We start from the raw sequence: 18267 nt of genomic DNA, 5'->3' as shown, positions 1-18267 counted from the left end.
CCTCTTTGTTTATACGCCTAATTATTTTAAAATTGATAACGGATAGAAAATCCGAAAGGATCAAATAGTCGAATACTGCTTTCCTGAATAAAATCGAAGTAAGGTTTTACGTCCAAAGATACAGCCAGCGGAGTTGTTGGAATATTGTATTCCACACCCACAATACCATCAATACTTAAAGCCAATTCCGATTTTTTTGGATACGTAGTTGTGCTGCTTGTGTTTCCTTCGGTAATCGTTTCTGAATATGATTTTCTAGTATAACTTCCAACACTTCCTCCAAAACCATAGAACCAAGAAAAATCGCCTGTAATGGGTTTATGGAATTCATACAACCCAACTAATCGGAAACGACTAGCTTGTGAACCACTTTGCCAGCTCATGATGGCTTGCGCTGCTCTATCTTCACTTAGTGTATAGCGATAAGTTATTCCTGTAGCACTTCCAAATCTTGCGCCGATTGCATGTTGCGAAGTTAATTGTGCCTGAGCAGTTTGAATTGAAAAAAGCGCTATGGCAAATAAAAAAGTCAACGTAATTTTCTGAGTCATGTTCTAAATTGTAAAATTAAATTCCAAATGTAATACTATTTTTAACGCTAAAAAAAGATAATAGGTATATTTACATGAGAATTAAAAATTGAACAAGCTCGAAAATTTCCGAGCAAAATTTAGTATATTGCTGGAAACTGCGAATACAAAATATTAATGATAACCGTTTTATAAACTGCAATTTCTATGGAAAAATTAACTCGATTATTCGATGTCATTACGAAATATCGCGAAGACTTTAATAAAGATATTATGGTCGCTGGTCGAAAAGGCGATAGCTGGCAAACATACTCTACAGATGAATTTATTGAAATAGTTAATAATTTAAGTAAAGGATTGCTGGCCAAAGGCATTAAAAAAGGCGACCGTGTGGCCATCATGTCCGGAAATCGGCCTGAATGGAATTTCATCGATTTTGCTTGTAATCAGCTTGGCGTCGCACTAGTTCCGCTCTATCCTACGCTATCCAATCAAGATCTGTCCTACATCATCAATGATGCTGAGGTAAAAATCTTATTTGTCAGCAATCAAGAATTGTCTGATAAGGCAGATGTAGCCTGCAAAGAGAACAATTTGCAATTGGAAGCCTTTACATTCGATGAAGTTAACGGAAGATCATCTTACAAAGAGGTATTGGATTTAGGCAAACAGCAAGACATCGACCTAAAACCATTCAATGACGCTGTTCATGAAGATGATTTATTGACGTTAATCTATACTTCTGGAACAACAGGAAAACCTAAGGGCGTCTATTTATCGCATAAAAATTTAATCAGTAATGTTACAGCTTGTAATCACCTGATGAAGCCAGAATACAAGAAAGCATTAAGCTTTTTGCCATTGTGCCACATTTTTGAGCGTATGGTGGTTTATATGTACTTTTCGAAAGGTGTTCAGATTTATTATGCCGAGAACTTGGATAATATTGTGGTCGACATCAATGAGGTAAAACCAGATGCGTTTACAACAGTTCCTCGCGTCCTGGAAAAAGTTTATGACAAAGTGGTTGCCAAAGGCAAAGATTTAACCGGAATCAAAAAATCATTGTTCTTCTGGGCATTGGATCTGGGACATAAATACCAAGAACCAACAAAAAATTCTGCGTTCTATAATTTCAAATTAGGAATCGCCAGAAAATTGATTTTCAGCAAATGGGTCGAAGCTTTGGGTGGAAATATTAAGTTGATCGTTTCTGGAGGCGCGGCATTGCAAGAGCGTTTAGCGCGTGTATTTTGGGCAGCTGGAATCAAGGTGCTAGAAGGATATGGTTTGACCGAGACTTCTCCAGTAATCGCAGTAAATCGATGGGATGACGAGGGAGTTCGTTTTGGAACAGTTGGGCCAGTATTGGACAACTTGAAAGTCAAGATTGCTTCCGATGGAGAAATATTAGTCAAAGGTCCGAGTATCTTTTCTCAATATTACAGAAATGAAGAAGCAACCAAAGAAGCTTTTGATGAAGAAGGATATTTCAGAACGGGCGATATCGGTGAATTATCGAAAGATAATTTCTTAAAAATTACCGATCGCAAGAAAGAAATGTTCAAAACTGCGGGCGGCAAATATGTTGCTCCGCAACCTTTAGAAAACAAATTCATGGAATCTACGTTTATAGGACAGGTTATGGTTATTGGTGAGAACCAGCGATTCCCTGCCGCATTGATCGTTCCTGCTTTTGAAGAATTGGAAAAATGGGCCAAACATAAAGGCATCAATTATTCTTCACAAGAAGACTTGGTGAAAAACGAGCAAGTCCTTGAAAAGTACAAAAGCATCGTCGATGAAGCGAATGCAAATTTCGGACATTGGGAACAGGTCAAAAAATTTGAACTGTTGCCGAAAGAATGGACAATCAACAATGGCGAATTGACACCAAAACTGAGCTTGAAGCGTAAAGTTATTTTGCAGAAAGAAGAAGCAAAAATTAATAAATTATACGAATAAACGATGGAGAAACCGACGCTCATAGAAAAAGTTAAAGGATTTGGAAAGTTATTGTGGGATGCCATTATGGGATTCCTAGATGACGGATGTATGCGAATGAGTGCTTCTCTAGCCTACTATACCGTTTTCTCGATTGGTCCAATTTTACTTATCTTAATCTGGGCATTAGGTTTCTTCTACGGGAATCATTTGGACGGCCCTGACGGCGCACAGACGGAGGTCATGGAAGAGCTGACAAGTTTGTTTGGAAAAGATATCGCGACGATGCTGGAATCAGCGATTCAGCAAATATCGTTTGAAAATAAATCCAACATCGGTATTATTGTCGGTGTGACAACTTTAGTGATCACATCCACAACGATTTTTATCGATATACAAACCTCCATCAATTCCATTTGGCGCGTGAAACCAAAACCTAAAAAAGGCTGGTTAAAGCTGATTGTAAATCGCTTAATCTCTTTTTCGATGATTTTGGGCTTAGCTTTCGTATTAATGGTTTCATTGGTCGTGAGTAGTATTATCGGCGCATTAACGGATCAGATTCTTCAGATTTTTGACGGTTTGAATATCGAAATGATCGATTGGGTTAATTCGATCATTACTTTCGCTGTAATCGCTACGTTATTCGGGTTTATTTTTGCCTTTCTGCCCGACGCGCGCGTTCGTTTTAAAGATATTTTAGGCGGTGCAATTTTCACCGCCCTATTATTTATGCTGGGTAAATACGGGATTTCCTATTATTTAAGCAACAACGCAACAGCTAGCTCCTACGGAGCTGCTGGAACAATTATCATTTTATTAAGCTGGATTTATTATTCGGCTGCCATACTATATTTCGGTGCTGAATTCACGAAAGAATACGCTGTGAAATATGGCAGAGGCGTTCGTCCTTCTTCTTTCGCTGTTTTGGTTAAGCAAACGGAAGTTGAAATTGATACGGATACAGGAAAAAGAGAAGTTGTTAAGAAACACAACGAAGAAGTAGTTTCGTAAATTTAAACGATTAATGCCGCATTAAAAAAGTCGTAGAGAAAATATTCTTTACGACTTTTTTAATATCTGGCTAAAGCCAAACATCATTCGAGGTAAAAATCATTATCAAAATGGTAGTCCATAAAAAAGCCGAAGAAAAATCTTTCCTTCGGCTTTTTTAATTTTTACTTTTTAATTTGCTAATTCACATTGTAATAGTAAATAGTCCGTCCGATATTTCCGGTTTGATCCATTCCTTCTACAACGACTTTGTATTTCCCAGTTCCATCTGCATTATAAAAATTAACAGTTGCTTCACCCTGTTCGTTCAATTGGATTTCTGGATTCCAAAAAATTGTTGTCCTGTAATCATTGACATTTTTATTGGCTTCTGTATATTTTGGATAATAGAATATACGCTCTTTCACATAACCCAATGGGAACATATCAATCACATTCGATTTCGGAAGCAGGCTTTCGATTTCAGCCAATGACATTCTCGGTTGTTTCTTTTCCTTTTTAGTCATAATGGAAACGACCCCATCATTCTGATAAGTTCTGCTTACTGTTCCCAAATCATCTCGTAAGAAAATTTCTATGGCTTCGATATCCGCTGTCTGTATTGAATTTAGAGAAGGCTCATCAATTGGCATTCCGTTCAAAAAGAACTGAACTGGAACACGGCTACCTTGGTTATAATTTCTGGATACATAATATTTCAATGTCTGCGTGTCATAGACAATTCCTGTCAGCATCGTATTCAAACACATGGTCAGAATATTACAGCCACTCAAACGTGAAGCGTCAATGCGATGGTCGGCCATGGAAAGGCCAGAAAGCGCAGAGAAGTCTTTACTCGTCACTTGCTTCACAACTGGAGCTGTCACCAATACTTCATCAATCAGAATGGAAGTCCTGAATTCATTTTTGCTGTTCGTCAAATACGCCGTTAAATCCTGGTCAATGTTTTGAATATTATTCGCTGCATAAGGATTTTTCTGATCGATAGCTGGGAAAAATGTCTGGTCCATATTAATCACCAAAGACCTGAAGTTGTCATTTCCACGCGCGCTGATCGTTACTTTAGACGAATCTGGGAAAACTAAATTGTCGAAAGTAAAACGTCCGTTTGCGTCCGTGTACACATCTTTTCGCAAAGCACGGGCAGGAACTGATAGCAATAATCCCCCATTCGGAAATGTTCTTCCGGTATTTAAGCGCAATGTTCCCGAAAGGGAAATGCCTTGCTCTGGAAGAAAATTGATTTCTGGCAATTTCTCGGCAATCAAATCGGCATAGGCAAAACGTCTAAAACCTTGCGTCATCAGCAAAGCATCCAATGCATCTAATCGATTTTCATGTTTCGTATTGAAATAATAATTTGGTTTTTCAATGTAACCTTTGATATCTGATGTTAATAATAAAGCACTGACGATCGAATTGTCATTATCATCGTCATAAGGAACTTTAGATTCATCAATTACCGAAACCGAATACGTTCCTGGAATTTGTTCAGCACCTTTATTGACGGCAATGTTTAAGTTGACTGCATCTTTTCTAGCGTAATTATCTTTATCCGATTTCACCTGAATATCCAACAGTTTTTCATTCTCCAAAAACACCAATCTTTCGCTGACAGGCTTTCCATCAGCAGTCATTAATGTGATTTGGACAATTCCATTTGGAAGACCTTCTTTAGGAATTTTGATTAACATGGACGTGTTTTTCAAACTTGCCTGAGCACCATAGACCAAGTGTCCATTAGATTGCGCAAGAATATAGAAAGGTTGGTTTTGCACTGTCGCAAAATGACTTTCATTCGTCACAACACCGACCAATATCGATGTATCGTCTTGTTTTGGCGCAATCAGATTTACTGCTTTATCCACAACAGCAGGCAAATCGACTGTCTTCTCTTGACCATTTTCGAATGAAACAACAGCTTTATACGTTTCTCCGCTGATTGGCATCATCGAGAAAACGCCCATTCCTAATCCCAAGTCGGCGAATTCAGCAACCGTCTCCTTTTTGCTATTGATGATTTTACCCTTCGCTGCTAACCCTTTACCATTCGAACTGACGGCTTTAAAGGCAACATTCTTTGCTATTCCCGAGATTAAATCACCGCCTTCTGGAAAAAACTGCACATCGGTCTCGACCAACGCGTTTGACAACGAGAAATCACCTACAAGATTTGGCGAAAGCTTATCGTTTTCGATCTTAACGACCAAACGACCTTTGGTCAACAATTCTTTATTTTTTGAATTCAGCGAAACCGTCAAACGTCCCATATCGTCCGTTTCACCTTTCCCTTTATCAAATGCGTCCCAACCATCATTCGCTTCCCAAGTAATTTTCTTCCTGCTCAGCAAAGTTCCCGTGCGATCGCGGAATTGAAGCAAGGCTTTTGTTCGGTTGCTGCCATCGGCTTCGAAGGTGATATTTGTGCTTAGTTTTTTATTGATCGCATCGCCTACCGGAATGATTTTGTTGAAGAAAAATCCTTGGTCAAAATTAGCCATCCATTTTGTGTATGCCCGAAAACGGTAATTGTCTTGAGATAAAAATTGAGGGTCCAACACAAGATGACCATTGCCCGCTCCATCTTTTAGCGGAACCCGCATGACTTGAATCAATGAATCCTTGCTATTCAAGACTTCGACATAAGCGATTTTGCTCGGGTCATATTCGACAAGATTTCGACCTAAGTATGTTTTAAACCACAAGGTGTCTCCTATCGCATAATAAGGTTTATCGAAATGAACAGAAATCTTTTCAACCGGATACACCGTGAAAAATTTTTGAACCTTTTCTACAACCGTGTTGATTGGAATTGCTGGGGTTTGTTGTGCTTGTGCTGGCGGTAATGCAAATAAAAATAATAGGAAATATAAACTAAAAATATGCTTCTTCATCTAACGTTATTTATCAAGAAGCTAAATATATTCAATTTTATTTACTTGAAATGATTTTGAATGCCTTTTTAACAAACTTTATTACAACAACGGCGCTAACAGACGACAAATGGAATCAAATCCTTTTTTCCATCTTTTGCGATTTTCCCATTCTTTTAAAGTGACCAAATGTGCATTCGATTTGTCAATCTCAAACTGCTTTTCCATATCCTGGCTCAACTGCTCATCGGAAATAACCGCATTGATTTCAAAATTGATATGAAAACTCCTCGTGTCCAGATTGACTGTTCCGATAAATGACAATTGATTATCAATCGACACAGTTTTCGCATGCACAAAACCTTTGGTATATAAGTACACTTTGACGCCACGCTTTAACATCTCGTTGATATACGAAAAAGAAGCGTGTTGTACTAAAAATGAATCTCCCTTTTTAGGCATTAAAAGTTCCACTTCTACACCTGATGCTGCTGCAACTTTTAAAGCTGAAGACAGCTGATCCGGAGGAATAAAATATGGAGTTGTCAATTGAATCTTTTTGTTGGCTTCGCCAAGGGCAATCAGCATCGCTTCCAAATTAAAAGGCCCAAGCGAACCAGGGTTGCTGGGAACATAAGCTACCGCTGATTTATTCTGAATATCTTTTGATGTCTCTGCTAAATAACCGTCTCGCAGGTCAAATGGTTCGCATTCAGTCATATTCCATGAATTCCAAAAATTCACCTGCATCATATTTATGGAATCGCCTTTAACCATTACAGAGGTATCTCTCCAATATCCATCAGAGCTAGCAGAATTGATGTACCTGTCGGAAATATTTATTCCTCCGATAAATCCTATTTTCGCATCGACAACTGCAATTTTACGGTGGTTTCGATAATTGCTGTTAGCTAAGGAAGAAAAAGTAACCGGAAGGAAGGCATAAAATTCGATTTTGCTTTTGCCCTTTTTAATCATCCGTTCCATATAACCAACCAATTTTGGGGAACCAAAACTATCGACAATCAAGCGGACATGCAGTCCTTCACAGGCTTTGCGTTCCAAAATATTCAGCACTTTCAGTCCGATGTTATCCGGCTCGAAAATATAATATTCCAAATGGATATGATGTTTGGCACTTTCTAACGCTTCTAAAAAGTACTTGAATTTCTCTTCCCCATTAACTAATAGTTTTAATTCGTTGTTCAATGAAGGCGAAGAAAGGCGTTCGTTTTTTAGGAAGGTATACACTCGAGATAAGTCGCCGATATCAGAATAGAGCAAATTGATGTTGTTATTCATTTGCGCATCGAGCTTAACCCATTCTTTTTCCAAGCGCTTTTCTTCTTGCAGATTAATTTTCTTGAGTTTTTTAATCCGAGTAAATTCTTGTCCGAAGAGGTAGTAAAGAACAAGACCGATAATTGGCAAGAAGACAATGACCAAAATCCAAGCCATCGCTTTCGTAGGATTTCCGTTTTCCGCCAAAATTGTGACAATAACACCTAAATACAAGAGTATGACCGGTATCCAATACCAATGACCTAGAAACTCAATAATATTACGTACTATCTCCATTATTTCCAATTAGTTAATTTTATAGTATAACAGTAATTTTGATTTGTTGTTTGATGAATTCCCTTTTTTTGAATTCATCAAAAAAGTTAATAAATGCTAATTTATGTGTTAATTTCTGTTAAAGACAAATCAATATACCGATATTTGGCGTTAATGAACTAAACCGTTTTGTAACACTAAAGTTGCAAAATAATAATTGTTTAAAAAAGTCTATGAATTTATCAAGAGTACGTATGTTCTTAGGCAGCTTAACTATTTTAGCATCACTCGCAACAGTTAGCTGTCAATCAAGCAGATCCGAAGAAAACGAAAGCGAAAACAAGCCCATTGCATTACCCATATACACCGTAGAAAAAAGTAATGCGAGTACAATCAAAGATTATATAGGTACTATTGAAGGTAAAGTAAATGTTGAAATTAGATCTCAGGCCGAAGGTATTCTTCAAGAAATTTATGTCGATGAAGGTGCTTACGTCCAAAAAGGTCAAAAATTATTTAAAATAGATGCATCAGCCTATCAGGAAGTATTGAATAACATGGTTGCTACGCAAAATGTCGCGAAGGCCAAATTAGAAAATGCGCAATTGGAAGTAGAGCGATTAAAACCACTGGTAGAAAATGATGTCATCTCTGAAGTCCGATTGAAATCAGCGATGTCTGATTACGATGTTGCAAAAGCTTCATTGGATCAAGCAGGTGCTGCCGTCCGAAGTGCGCAGATCAATAAAGAGTTTACGATCATCAACGCACCAGCGAATGGATACATCGGCCGGATTCCAAAACGCGTTGGAAATTTAGTATCTAAAGGAGATTCTGAACCGATGACCGTTCTCTCTGATGTGCAAACAGTATATGTTTATTTCTCAATCAATGAGTCTGATTTCTTGTATTTCACAAAAATGAAAGCCAAAGAAGACAGCGCAGCGGGAATTAAATACAGCTCAAACAACAGCCTTACATTTCCTGATGTCTCATTGATTTTAGCCGATGGCGAAGAATATTCTAAAAAAGGAAAAGTGGATGCCGTAAGTGGTCAGGTCGACCGCACGACAGGAGCCATTTCTCTACGCGCTTCTTTTCCAAATGACGACAACATTTTGCGTACCGGAAGTACAGGTACACTGAAAGTCGAAGAAGTCAAAAAAGATGTATTGCAGATTCCGCAGGTTGCTACCAGCGAACTGCAAGATAAAACATTTGTTTATGTCCTGAATGACAATAACAAAGTCGAGCGACGGACAGTTACTATTTCTGGTTCGAGTAAAGACAAATACATCGTTTCGCAAGGAATTTCAGCTGGAGACCGTGTTGTACTAAGTGGTTTTGATAAAATCACCGACGGATCTACCATTTTGCCAATCGAGCAAAACCACTAAAAAATCAAGTCAATGACGTTTATTGAGCATTAAGGTTTTTAATGCTTAGTAAACTATTGTATCATTTCAACCAAAACTAATGTTAAAAACATTCATCAATAGACCGGTTCTAGCCACAGTTATATCCATTCTGTTGGTCATCTTAGGACTCGTCGGATTAAAATTATTGCCCGTATCCCGATTTCCTGAAATCGCGCCACCTAGTGTCGTCGTTTCATTAAGTTATCCAGGGGCGAATGCAGAAACAGTAGCCGAAAGTGTATTGCTTCCTGTTGAGGAAGCGATTAATGGTGTAGAAAACATGACCTACATCCGCTCATCCTCCAGTAATTCAGGTTCAGGTACAGTTCAGGTTTTCTTTAAATCAGGTACCAATCCCGATATTGCATCGGTGAACGTGCAGACTCGGATATCCAAGGCGACGAGCAATATTCCATCGGAAGTGGTAGAAAATGGTATCACGGTACAACCGCGGCAAAGTGGTGTCATCATGACGATCAATCTGTATTCGGATCACAAAGACAGCATTTACGATGAAACATTTTTACAGGCTTTTGCGCAGATCAATCTAATTCGTCCACTATTGCGTGTCGATGGTGTTGCACAAGTTTCGCGTATTGGAGCAAGGGATTATTCTATGCGTATCTGGTTTAATCCAGATAAAATGGCCTTGTATAATTTAGTTCCTCAGGATGTAATCAAATCGCTTAACGAGCAAAATTTTGAGATTGCTCCCGGTAAATTTGGTGAAACATCGGATGAAGTATTCGAAACGGTTATTAAGCATAAAGGACGTTTTTCACAGCCTGAAGAATTTAACAACTTGGTCATCAAAACCAATCGAGACGGTTCTGTTCTTTATTTGAAAGATATTGCTCGGGTAGAATTCGGAGCAACGAATTTAGGTTCGGATAATAAAGTCAATGGGCATCCAGGCCTTACCTTGAACATGACGCAAACGAGTGGTTCGAATGCGCATGAGATTGACATTGAAGTACGCAAAGTATTGGATGAACTCGCTAGGTCGTTTCCCGAAGGGATTCATCATGAAGTTTCCTATTCCGTACGTGACCAGATCGATGAATCGATCAATCAGGTGAAACATACCTTATTTGAGGCATTTATCTTGGTTTTTATAATCGTCTTTATCTTCTTACAAGATTTCAGATCAACCCTGATTCCAGCGATTGCAATTCCTGTATCCTTGATCGGAACGTTTTTCTTTTTGACCCTATTTGGATTTTCGCTCAACGTGCTCACCATGTTTGCACTGGTGCTCGCAATCGGTATTGTCGTCGATGACGCGATTGTCGTCGTCGAGGCGATTCATGAGAAAATGCATGCTACGGGCATGAAAGCCAAAGAAGCAACCTTAGTCACCATGTCTGAAATTACTTCAGCAATCCTTTCCATTACGATGGTCATGGCTGCCGTATTTTTACCAGTAGGATTTATGGAAGGTCCTGCCGGAGTCTTCTATAGACAGTTTGCTTATACATTGGCGACAGCCATCTTAATCTCTGCATTGAATGCACTGACCTTGAGCCCTGCCCTATGTGCCTTGTTGTTGAAACCGATTGATGAAAAAACAATTGAAGAAGAAGAGAAATTAAACAAAGTCCAAAAATACAGCCGACGCTTTTTCAAAGCCTTCAACAGTTCATTCGATCGCTTGACCGCGAAATACATTGCTTCGGTAAAGTATTTGATCGCGCATCAAAAAGTTGCATGGATCGGATTAGCGGTAATTACCGGACTCGGAGTGCTGTTATTTGTAAATACACCTAAAAGTTTTATCCCGACTGAAGATGATAGTTTCGTCACCTTTTCATTGGCTATGCCACCAGGGGCATCTTTAGCGCGTACAACAGAAGTTTTAAAACGTGCTGAGGAAATCATCAACAAGCGTGAGGATATCGCAGGTATGTCTACCGTTTCTGGATTCAATGCCTTGGATGGGAATGCCAGTCCGGCGTTTGCAGCAGGATACATCAATTTAAAACCGCATGCCGAACGTACAAAAATAAAAGACATCAATGCTTTTATGGACACGATCGCCAAAGATCTTTCGGTCATTAACGAAGCTTCATTCAAAGTTTTCCCGAGACCGACTGTTCAAGGATTTGGTGATTTTGCTGGTATTGAAATGGTACTGCAGGATCGTTTAGGAGGTGATATTCGCGATTTTGACGTCATTGCAGACACATTCATCAATAAATTAAATGACCTGCCGGAAATTCAGCAAGCTTATACATCCTTTAAATCAAATTTCCCTCAGTACGAAGTGGAAATTGATGCGGTCAAAGCAAAGAGCTTGGGTGTAGATATTAAAGAAATGATGAATACCATACGCATGTATTTTGCGCGTGTTCGCGGTGGAGATTTCAATCGTTTCGGTCGAAGTTATCGGGTGTATGTACAATCGGATTTTGATTTCCGTGCAGATCCCGAATCGTTGAATTCTATTTTCGTCAGAAACAGCTCAGGAAACATGGTTCCTGTCGGAACAATTCTTTCGCTTAAAAAAGTTGTTGGGCCAGAAACCATCACACGATACAACCTGTACAATGCGATTGCCGTTAATGCAACGCCAGCAGAAGGTTACAGTACAGGTGATGCGATGGAAGCCATTGCGAAATTCGCAGATGAAGAATTGCCAGGAAACTACGGCTATGAATGGACTGGTATGAGTTACGAAGAGAGCCAATCCAGTTCGCAGACCTTACTGATTTTTGGATTGAGCTTTCTGTTTATTTATTTTCTTCTTGCTGCGCAATATGAAAGTTATATCCTGCCATTGGCAGTCTTGTTATCAGTTCCGGTTGGTTTGATCGGCGTGTTCGGAACCATTATGATTGTTGGCCTAGAGAACAACATTTATGTACAAGTTGGATTAATTATGCTCATCGGATTGCTCGCCAAGAATGCCATTCTGATTGTTGAATTTGCCGTACAGCAGCGCGACAAAGGATTATCCATTTATGATGCCGCATTGATGGGTGCGAAACTTAGGCTACGTCCGATTTTGATGACTTCATTGGCATTTATTGTGGGATTGATTCCATTGATGTGGTCTGTTGGTCCTTCCGCAATCGGTAACCATTCGATCAGCTTTAGTGCTGCTGGAGGAATGTTCTTTGGTGTTATTTTTGGAATTTTTATTATTCCGGTATTATTTATCGTTTTCAAAACTTTGGATGAAAAAGTTAGAAATAAATTTAAATCAGAATCTTAATATGAAAACAGTTTTCAATACATATTCACACGCGTTTCTTATGCTTGCAGTATTTCTATCGCTTGCTGGATGTAAGGTAGGCCAGAAATATCAGCAGCCTTCGACAGGTCTTCCAACGGAGTTTCGAGGAGAAACGCAGAAGTACAATGAGGATACGTTAAGTTTTAGCCATGTATCATGGAGAGAGTTTTTCCATGACCCAATTTTAATTGAATTAATCGATAGCGGTTTGAAAAACAATTTTGATATGCGCACAGCATTGACGAATATCGAAATCGCGAATCGCAATTTGAGAAGAAATAAATTAGACTATTTACCTTCGGTGAATGGAAATCTTGCGTCAGCAAGCCAAACATTTCGTTCAAAAGATTTTTATGGAAATCCTTCGTCCAAATGGTATGCCGATGGCAAAGAAGCGCCCGATAACTTTTTTATGTATACTTCTCAATTCGCGACTGGATTTGATTTCAGCTGGGAACTGGATATCTGGGGCAAAATTGCAAATCAAAAGGATCAGTTGAAAGCTGATTTTCTAAATACGTATGAGTCGAAAAATGCCATCCAGACAAAAATAATTTCGGACATTGCGAAAGGATATTTTAATCTTCAAATGCTGGATGCACAGATCGAAGTGGCCAAGAGGAATTTAATTTTGAATGACAGTACATTGAGAATGATTCGATTGCAGTTTGAAGCGGGAGAAATTACGGCTTTAGCTATCCAGCAAACCGAATCACAGCGATTGATCGCAGCATCATTAATCCCAGAACTAGAAAAAGAGGTTGCTATTCAGGAAAATGCAATTCAAGTGCTGACAGGCGAGTTTCCAAATAATGTGACACGTAGCCAGTATATAGATACAATGATGTTTACGACGCAAGAAATTTCTTTAGGCTCTCCATTGGACATCATCAGAAACCGTCCGGATATTCGCTCTGCGGAATTGGATTTAATTGCTGCAAATGCTGAAGTAAACATCAATCAAATCTTAAGATATCCTCAACTTTCTTTAGGAGGCGCTTTTGGTGTCAATTCCATGTTGCCAAAAAACTGGTTTAACATTCCGGGAGCTCTTCTAGGTGGATTTGCCGGAGACTTAACAGCGCCAATCTTTCAAAACGGACGATTGAAAAATAATTTTGAAGTTGCCAAATTGGAACGAGAAAAAACGGAGCTATTTTTTCAGCAAACCGTCAGAGGTGCAGTAAATGAAATTTCGGATGCGATCATTATTATCGAAAAGCAGAAAGAACAGCTAAACTTTGCACAGCAACGTGTGGAGAATTCGCAGCTTGCGGTGAATAATGCGTCCTTGTTATTCAGAAGTGGTTATGCCACATACCTTGAGGTCATCACTGCACAAAGCAATGCCTTGCAAAGTGATTTAGACTTAGTGGATTTGAAACAAAGACAACTAAATGCCTACGTGGATTTATATAGGTCCTTAGGCGGTGGTTGGAAAAACTAACAGGTTGTAGAAGCAATTGAAAACCTCCAGAATAAAAAAGAGGTCTTATTTTTTCAAATAAGACCTCTTTTAGTTTTAAGAAACGTATTTCTTACGATCCTGAACTAATTCGATCATCGATAGAAGCATATCTATTGTATCCATAGTAATTAGGATTTTCGATTACTTCTTTGATAGAAACTAATTTGTAGACATAAGAACCTGTTTCGGAATTCAATTTCAACTCATAGTAGTTGTCAATACCTTGGCGACGCATCGAACTTTTCAAACTTCCACCACCGACATTGTAGGCTGCAGCAACTAATGTCCAATCTCCAAATTCACTATACAATGATTTCAGGTATTTCGCAGCTGCGTGAGTGGATTTAGTCAAATTACGACGTTCGTCAACATTGCCGCTTACTTTTAAACCATACAACCGAGCAGTTTGTGGCATAAATTGCCAATAGCCACCCGCACCTTTTACAGACTTAACACCAGGATCCATACCACTTTCCACTAAAGGAATGTATTTAAAATCCTCCGGTATCCCATAAGATTTCAAAATTTTAGCGATTTGTGGAAGATGTTGATCGGCCTTTTGATGTAATCCGTAAGATTGTTGCTTTTTAAAAGAAAAACGAGCAAGGTATTTTTCCAATTTGCCCTTTACAGAAGGTTTTTCTACAGGAAGCGCTTCATCAGCGAAGCTTATGGAGTTCATATAAACTTCCTTTAATTTTTCTGGCGAAGTGAGATCCTCGATCATCTTCTTCTCCATGGAGGCTTTTAATGCATCTCTTAGCGGATCATTTATAGCTTCCGGCTGGGGGTTAGAGTATAACTTTGATAGCAACATGACTGTCAAAATTATACTACTACATAGTACTCTTTTTTTTATCATTCAATCCCTTAATGCTATTTTTCGCTGACACAAAAAACTGTCAAAAATAGCTTGGTCCAATTATAAGTTGGCAAAGATACAAACTATAATGTTATGAAACAAATAGTTAGCATTTCTCAGCCAATATATAACGCTTGAAAAGCTAAAATAGTATATTGAAAATTACATATTTAGTAGCGATTATTATATTTTACGCATCCATATAAAATCAGTACCTTTGTAGCTTAATTTTTAATAATCATGCCATTCAGCAACAACAGGAACAGTCGCGAGGACAACTCCAAAAAATCTAGAAGCAACTCAGAAAACTTCAAATCAAAAGGTGGACGAGATAGGCAATCGAATTCATCATCCAGCGGAAAATCTGATTTTTCGGACAAGAAATCCTATTCAAAATCATCCAACTCAGAGCGACCTTTCTCAAAATCAAAATTTGACAAAACGGAGAAATCCGAAAAATCTCCTTTTGCTAAATTTGAACGTCGATCAAAAAGTGAATCTGGACAAAAACCTCCTTTTGAAAAAAGCAGATCGGGTAGACGATCAGACGATACTTCTAGCGAAGGCAAAAGATTTGACAAAAATAAATCATTCAAGAAATTTGATGACAAACCTGGAGATCGTAAACCTTTCGACAAAAACAGATCACCAAGGAAATTTGACGACAAACCTGGAGACCGCAAACCTTTTGACAAAACTAGATCGCCAAGAAAATTTGAAGGCGAGAAGGTTGGACGGAAAGTAGACGAATCGACAGCAGAAAATAAAAAATTCAGTCCCAAAAGAAGATTTACTCAAACTAGAAATCCGGCATCGGCTACGGCTAATGATGATGGATTAATTCGTCTGAATAGATACATTTCTAATGCAGGTATTTGTTCTCGCCGTAAAGCGGATGAACTGATCGCTGCGGGAGTGATATCGGTTAATGGCGAAGCTGTGACCGAATTGGGAACCAAAGTAGACCCAGCGAAAGATGAGATCCGTTACAATGACGAACGTCTTAAACGCGAAAAAATGGTGTACGTTCTTTTAAACAAACCAAAAGATTACATCACAACAACTGACGATCCATTGGAACGCAAAACAGTTATGCAGTTAGTTGCTAAAGCCACTAAAGAGCGTATCTATCCTGTAGGAAGGTTAGACAGAAACACAACGGGCTTGTTGTTATTAACTAATGATGGAAATTTAGCTGAAAAATTATCGCATCCAAGAAATAACATCAGCAAAATCTACAATGTGGAGCTTGACAAAAGCCTTTCGCAAGGAGATTTCAATAAAATTCAATTCGGTATCGAATTGGAAGACGGTCTGATTAAACCAGATGATATCAGTTACGTAGCTGGCGGAAGCAAACGCGAAGTAGGTATCCAAATCCATTCTGGCAAAAATCGCATCGTAAGACGTATCTTCGAATCTTTAGGCTATGATGTCGTTAAGTTAGATCGCGTCGTGTATGCCAACTTAACAAAGAAAGACCTACCAAGAGGCCGTTGGAGATACCTTGAAGAACGTGAACTTGTACAATTAAAACATTTTATTAAATAAGAATCTATTAATCAAATGACTGATCCAAAAACTTTAACTTCAGTAGCTGAATTTCACAAAACTTTTCAGCATCCAATATTAGATGAACCTACTATTCCTTCAGAAGCACGATGCAAACTTAGGGTTTCGTTGATCGCTGAAGAATTGAAAGAATTAGAGGAAGCTATCCAAGCGAATGATTTGGTAGAAGTAGCTGACGCCTTATGTGATATTCAATATGTACTTTCAGGTGCGGTTTTGGAATTTGGATTGAAAGATAAGTTTAATGACTTGTTTGAAGAAGTACAGCGTTCGAATATGAGCAAAGCTTGCAAGACGGAGCAAGAAGCAATTGCAACGCAAGAGCATTACTTACAAAAAGGAGTAGAATCTTATTATAGAGAAATTGACGGATTGTTTTTGGTTTTTAGAAAAGAAGATAATAAAACATTGAAGTCAATCGCTTATTCTCCTGCTGATTTAAAATCAATCATCCAAAAATAAATTTTGTTGTTTTTACACCGAAATTTCGGTGTAAAAACTTCCTTGTTTCACCCCTCTTAGTTCCAATCCCTTATCTATATACGATTGGATACCCGATTTCGGAAGTCCCCAATTCGGAGCAATCAACAATTCTTTATCTGCCAATCCAAAAATTCGTTGAATAACGATATCTTCTCTCAATCGAGGAATAAATTTGGATAAAAATTCGGTGTACGATTCCATGCTGAATAATGGAAAAGGTTCGCGCTTATATTTTACGCCCATGATAGAACCCTCTACAATATGTAGATGATGCAACTTGACGAATTTTATTTGAGGAAAGCGATTAATTTCATCAGCATAACGCAACATCATTTCTTCGGTTTCCCATGGAAAACCAAAAATTGTATGCACACAAAGTTCTAAAGGAGAATTTTGCAATTGGTTCATAATAGCAACAAATTCATCATGCGAACAACCGCGATTAATCTGATCAAGCGTGTCATTATAAATGGATTCCATCCCCATCTCTAAATCTACATCGTAACGGTCAGTATAACTTTCCAGAAGCGCAATTTTCTCAGCATCGAGACAGTCTGGGCGCGTACCAACAGACAATCCCACAGTGTGTTCAGGACAAATGCTCAGCGCTTCATCGTACATCATCTTCAACGCATGAGCGGGTGCGTATGTGTTTGTGTTTGGTTGGAAATAAATAACAAATTTTTCAGCCTTGTAGCTGTTCCTTGCACGCTCAATACCTTCTTCGACTTGCTCACGAATAGTGGGCAATTTACGTGCGCTATCTGGTGTAAAGGAATCTACATTACAATAAGTACAACCGCCAAAACCCTTACTTCCATCACGATTAGGACAGGTAAAATTGCCATCAACGATGACCTTGAAAACTTTCTGTCCAGCGTATTTCTCTTTTAAATAAGCTCCGTAATGATTATAGGGCTTTATGCCACTGTCTAATAATGTACCCATGAGTTTACAAAGGTAAGAAAAACTAGAGACTGTTATCGGATTATTATTTATCGAAGAATGAGCATTATAAAGTATCCCAAGGATTCCTTGCTCCTTATTCTTTATTCCTTGCTCCCTCAAAAAAACTCTGTTATAGCAAAAAGCCCTTGACTGTTTCCAGCAAGGGCTTCTGTGTAAAAAAAGGCACCGACCTACTCTCCCACCTGTTACGGCAATACCATCGGCTCTGGCGGGCTTGACTGCTCTGTTCGGAATGGGAAGAGGTAGACACCGCCGATATAGGCACCTGAATATCTTTATTAGTAGCTAGTAGCTAGATGTTAGTAGTTAGACTTATTGGCTCCAGCCTTATCTTGTCTATAT

12 protein-coding genes and 1 rRNA gene are annotated in these 18267 nt (G+C 38.7%); 7 read left to right on the top strand and 6 right to left on the bottom strand.

The features are described 5' to 3' along the window. Positions 1-26 precede the first annotated feature (26 nt). A complete protein-coding gene (locus C4F49_RS12375) occupies positions 27-551 on the bottom strand; it encodes a hypothetical protein (protein WP_196936145.1) in 525 nt (174 codons plus the stop codon). 186 nt (positions 552-737) lie between these two features. Here C4F49_RS12375 and C4F49_RS12370 point away from each other — a divergent pair, with 186 nt between their 5' ends. Next, the gene (locus tag C4F49_RS12370) at positions 738-2495 is read left to right on the top strand and encodes an AMP-dependent synthetase/ligase (protein WP_196936144.1); all 1758 of its coding nucleotides are present in this window, start codon (positions 738-740) and stop codon (positions 2493-2495) included. Between the two features lie 3 nt (positions 2496-2498). After that, a complete protein-coding gene (locus C4F49_RS12365) occupies positions 2499-3488 on the top strand; it encodes a YihY/virulence factor BrkB family protein (RefSeq protein ID WP_196936143.1) in 990 nt (329 codons plus the stop codon). A 179-nt stretch (positions 3489-3667) separates the two neighbouring features. Here the strand turns inward: C4F49_RS12365 and C4F49_RS12360 are convergent, their stop codons facing one another. Together C4F49_RS12360 and cls are read right to left on the bottom strand one after the other, a co-directional pair. Beyond that, complete coding sequence (locus tag C4F49_RS12360) at positions 3668-6382, bottom strand: carboxypeptidase-like regulatory domain-containing protein (protein ID WP_196936142.1); 2715 nt, start codon at positions 6380-6382, stop codon at positions 3668-3670. Between the two features lie 81 nt (positions 6383-6463). Continuing rightward, on the bottom strand, positions 6464-7939 hold the full coding sequence (gene cls / locus C4F49_RS12355) for a cardiolipin synthase (RefSeq protein WP_196936141.1): 1476 nt from the start codon (positions 7937-7939) through the stop codon (positions 6464-6466). Positions 7940-8151: 212 nt separating this feature from the next. Between cls and C4F49_RS12350 the strand changes: the two genes are divergently transcribed. The 3 genes from C4F49_RS12350 to C4F49_RS12340 all read left to right on the top strand — a co-directional run bounded on the left by C4F49_RS12350 (position 8152) and on the right by C4F49_RS12340 (position 14018). Then, positions 8152-9315: an efflux RND transporter periplasmic adaptor subunit gene (locus C4F49_RS12350; protein ID WP_196936140.1), complete on the top strand. Its 1164-nt coding sequence runs from the start codon at positions 8152-8154 to the stop codon at positions 9313-9315. A gap of 79 nt (positions 9316-9394) precedes the next feature. Next, the gene (locus C4F49_RS12345) at positions 9395-12550 is read left to right on the top strand and encodes an efflux RND transporter permease subunit (protein ID WP_196936139.1); all 3156 of its coding nucleotides are present in this window, start codon (positions 9395-9397) and stop codon (positions 12548-12550) included. A 40-nt stretch (positions 12551-12590) separates the two neighbouring features. Beyond that, on the top strand, positions 12591-14018 hold the full coding sequence (locus tag C4F49_RS12340) for an efflux transporter outer membrane subunit (RefSeq protein WP_231388302.1): 1428 nt from the start codon (positions 12591-12593) through the stop codon (positions 14016-14018). 91 nt (positions 14019-14109) lie between these two features. Here C4F49_RS12340 and C4F49_RS12335 read toward each other — a convergent pair whose 3' ends face one another. After that, entirely contained in the window at positions 14110-14856 is a 747-nt protein-coding gene (locus tag C4F49_RS12335; RefSeq protein WP_231388301.1) for a lytic transglycosylase domain-containing protein, read from the bottom strand. 285 nt (positions 14857-15141) lie between these two features. Between C4F49_RS12335 and C4F49_RS12330 the strand changes: the two genes are divergently transcribed. Together C4F49_RS12330 and C4F49_RS12325 are read left to right on the top strand one after the other, a co-directional pair. Continuing rightward, complete coding sequence (locus C4F49_RS12330) at positions 15142-16452, top strand: pseudouridine synthase (RefSeq protein ID WP_196936136.1); 1311 nt, start codon at positions 15142-15144, stop codon at positions 16450-16452. Between the two features lie 15 nt (positions 16453-16467). Beyond that, complete coding sequence (locus C4F49_RS12325; RefSeq protein WP_196936135.1) at positions 16468-16935, top strand: pyrophosphohydrolase domain-containing protein; 468 nt, start codon at positions 16468-16470, stop codon at positions 16933-16935. Positions 16936-16947: 12 nt separating this feature from the next. Here the strand turns inward: C4F49_RS12325 and mnmL are convergent, their stop codons facing one another. Further along, positions 16948-17904, bottom strand: a complete 957-nt coding sequence (gene mnmL / locus C4F49_RS12320) for a tRNA modification radical SAM protein MnmL/YtqA (protein ID WP_196936134.1) — start codon at positions 17902-17904, stop codon at positions 16948-16950. A 178-nt stretch (positions 17905-18082) separates the two neighbouring features. Beyond that, positions 18083-18194, bottom strand: a 5S ribosomal RNA gene (gene rrf, locus C4F49_RS12315). Between the last annotated feature and the right edge of the window lie 73 nt (positions 18195-18267).

The organism is Sphingobacterium hungaricum, from assembly GCF_015210005.1.
In the GTDB taxonomy this organism is placed as follows: Bacteria; Bacteroidota; Bacteroidia; order Sphingobacteriales; family Sphingobacteriaceae; genus Sphingobacterium; species Sphingobacterium hungaricum.
Note: the sequence above shows the minus strand (reverse complement) of the source record. Positions and strands in the feature narration are given on the sequence as shown.

Coding starts and splice junctions, on each gene's coding strand:
- C4F49_RS12375 (WP_196936145.1), bottom strand. CDS start 551: ATGACTCAGAAAATTACGTTGACTTTTTTATTTGCCATAGCGCTTTTT.
- C4F49_RS12370 (WP_196936144.1), top strand. CDS start 738: ATGGAAAAATTAACTCGATTATTCGATGTCATTACGAAATATCGCGAA.
- C4F49_RS12365 (WP_196936143.1), top strand. CDS start 2,499: ATGGAGAAACCGACGCTCATAGAAAAAGTTAAAGGATTTGGAAAGTTA.
- C4F49_RS12360 (WP_196936142.1), bottom strand. CDS start 6,382: ATGAAGAAGCATATTTTTAGTTTATATTTCCTATTATTTTTATTTGCA.
- cls (WP_196936141.1), bottom strand. CDS start 7,939: ATGGAGATAGTACGTAATATTATTGAGTTTCTAGGTCATTGGTATTGG.
- C4F49_RS12350 (WP_196936140.1), top strand. CDS start 8,152: ATGAATTTATCAAGAGTACGTATGTTCTTAGGCAGCTTAACTATTTTA.
- C4F49_RS12345 (WP_196936139.1), top strand. CDS start 9,395: ATGTTAAAAACATTCATCAATAGACCGGTTCTAGCCACAGTTATATCC.
- C4F49_RS12340 (WP_231388302.1), top strand. CDS start 12,591: ATGCTTGCAGTATTTCTATCGCTTGCTGGATGTAAGGTAGGCCAGAAA.
- C4F49_RS12335 (WP_231388301.1), bottom strand. CDS start 14,856: ATGTTGCTATCAAAGTTATACTCTAACCCCCAGCCGGAAGCTATAAAT.
- C4F49_RS12330 (WP_196936136.1), top strand. CDS start 15,142: ATGCCATTCAGCAACAACAGGAACAGTCGCGAGGACAACTCCAAAAAA.
- C4F49_RS12325 (WP_196936135.1), top strand. CDS start 16,468: ATGACTGATCCAAAAACTTTAACTTCAGTAGCTGAATTTCACAAAACT.
- mnmL (WP_196936134.1), bottom strand. CDS start 17,904: ATGGGTACATTATTAGACAGTGGCATAAAGCCCTATAATCATTACGGA.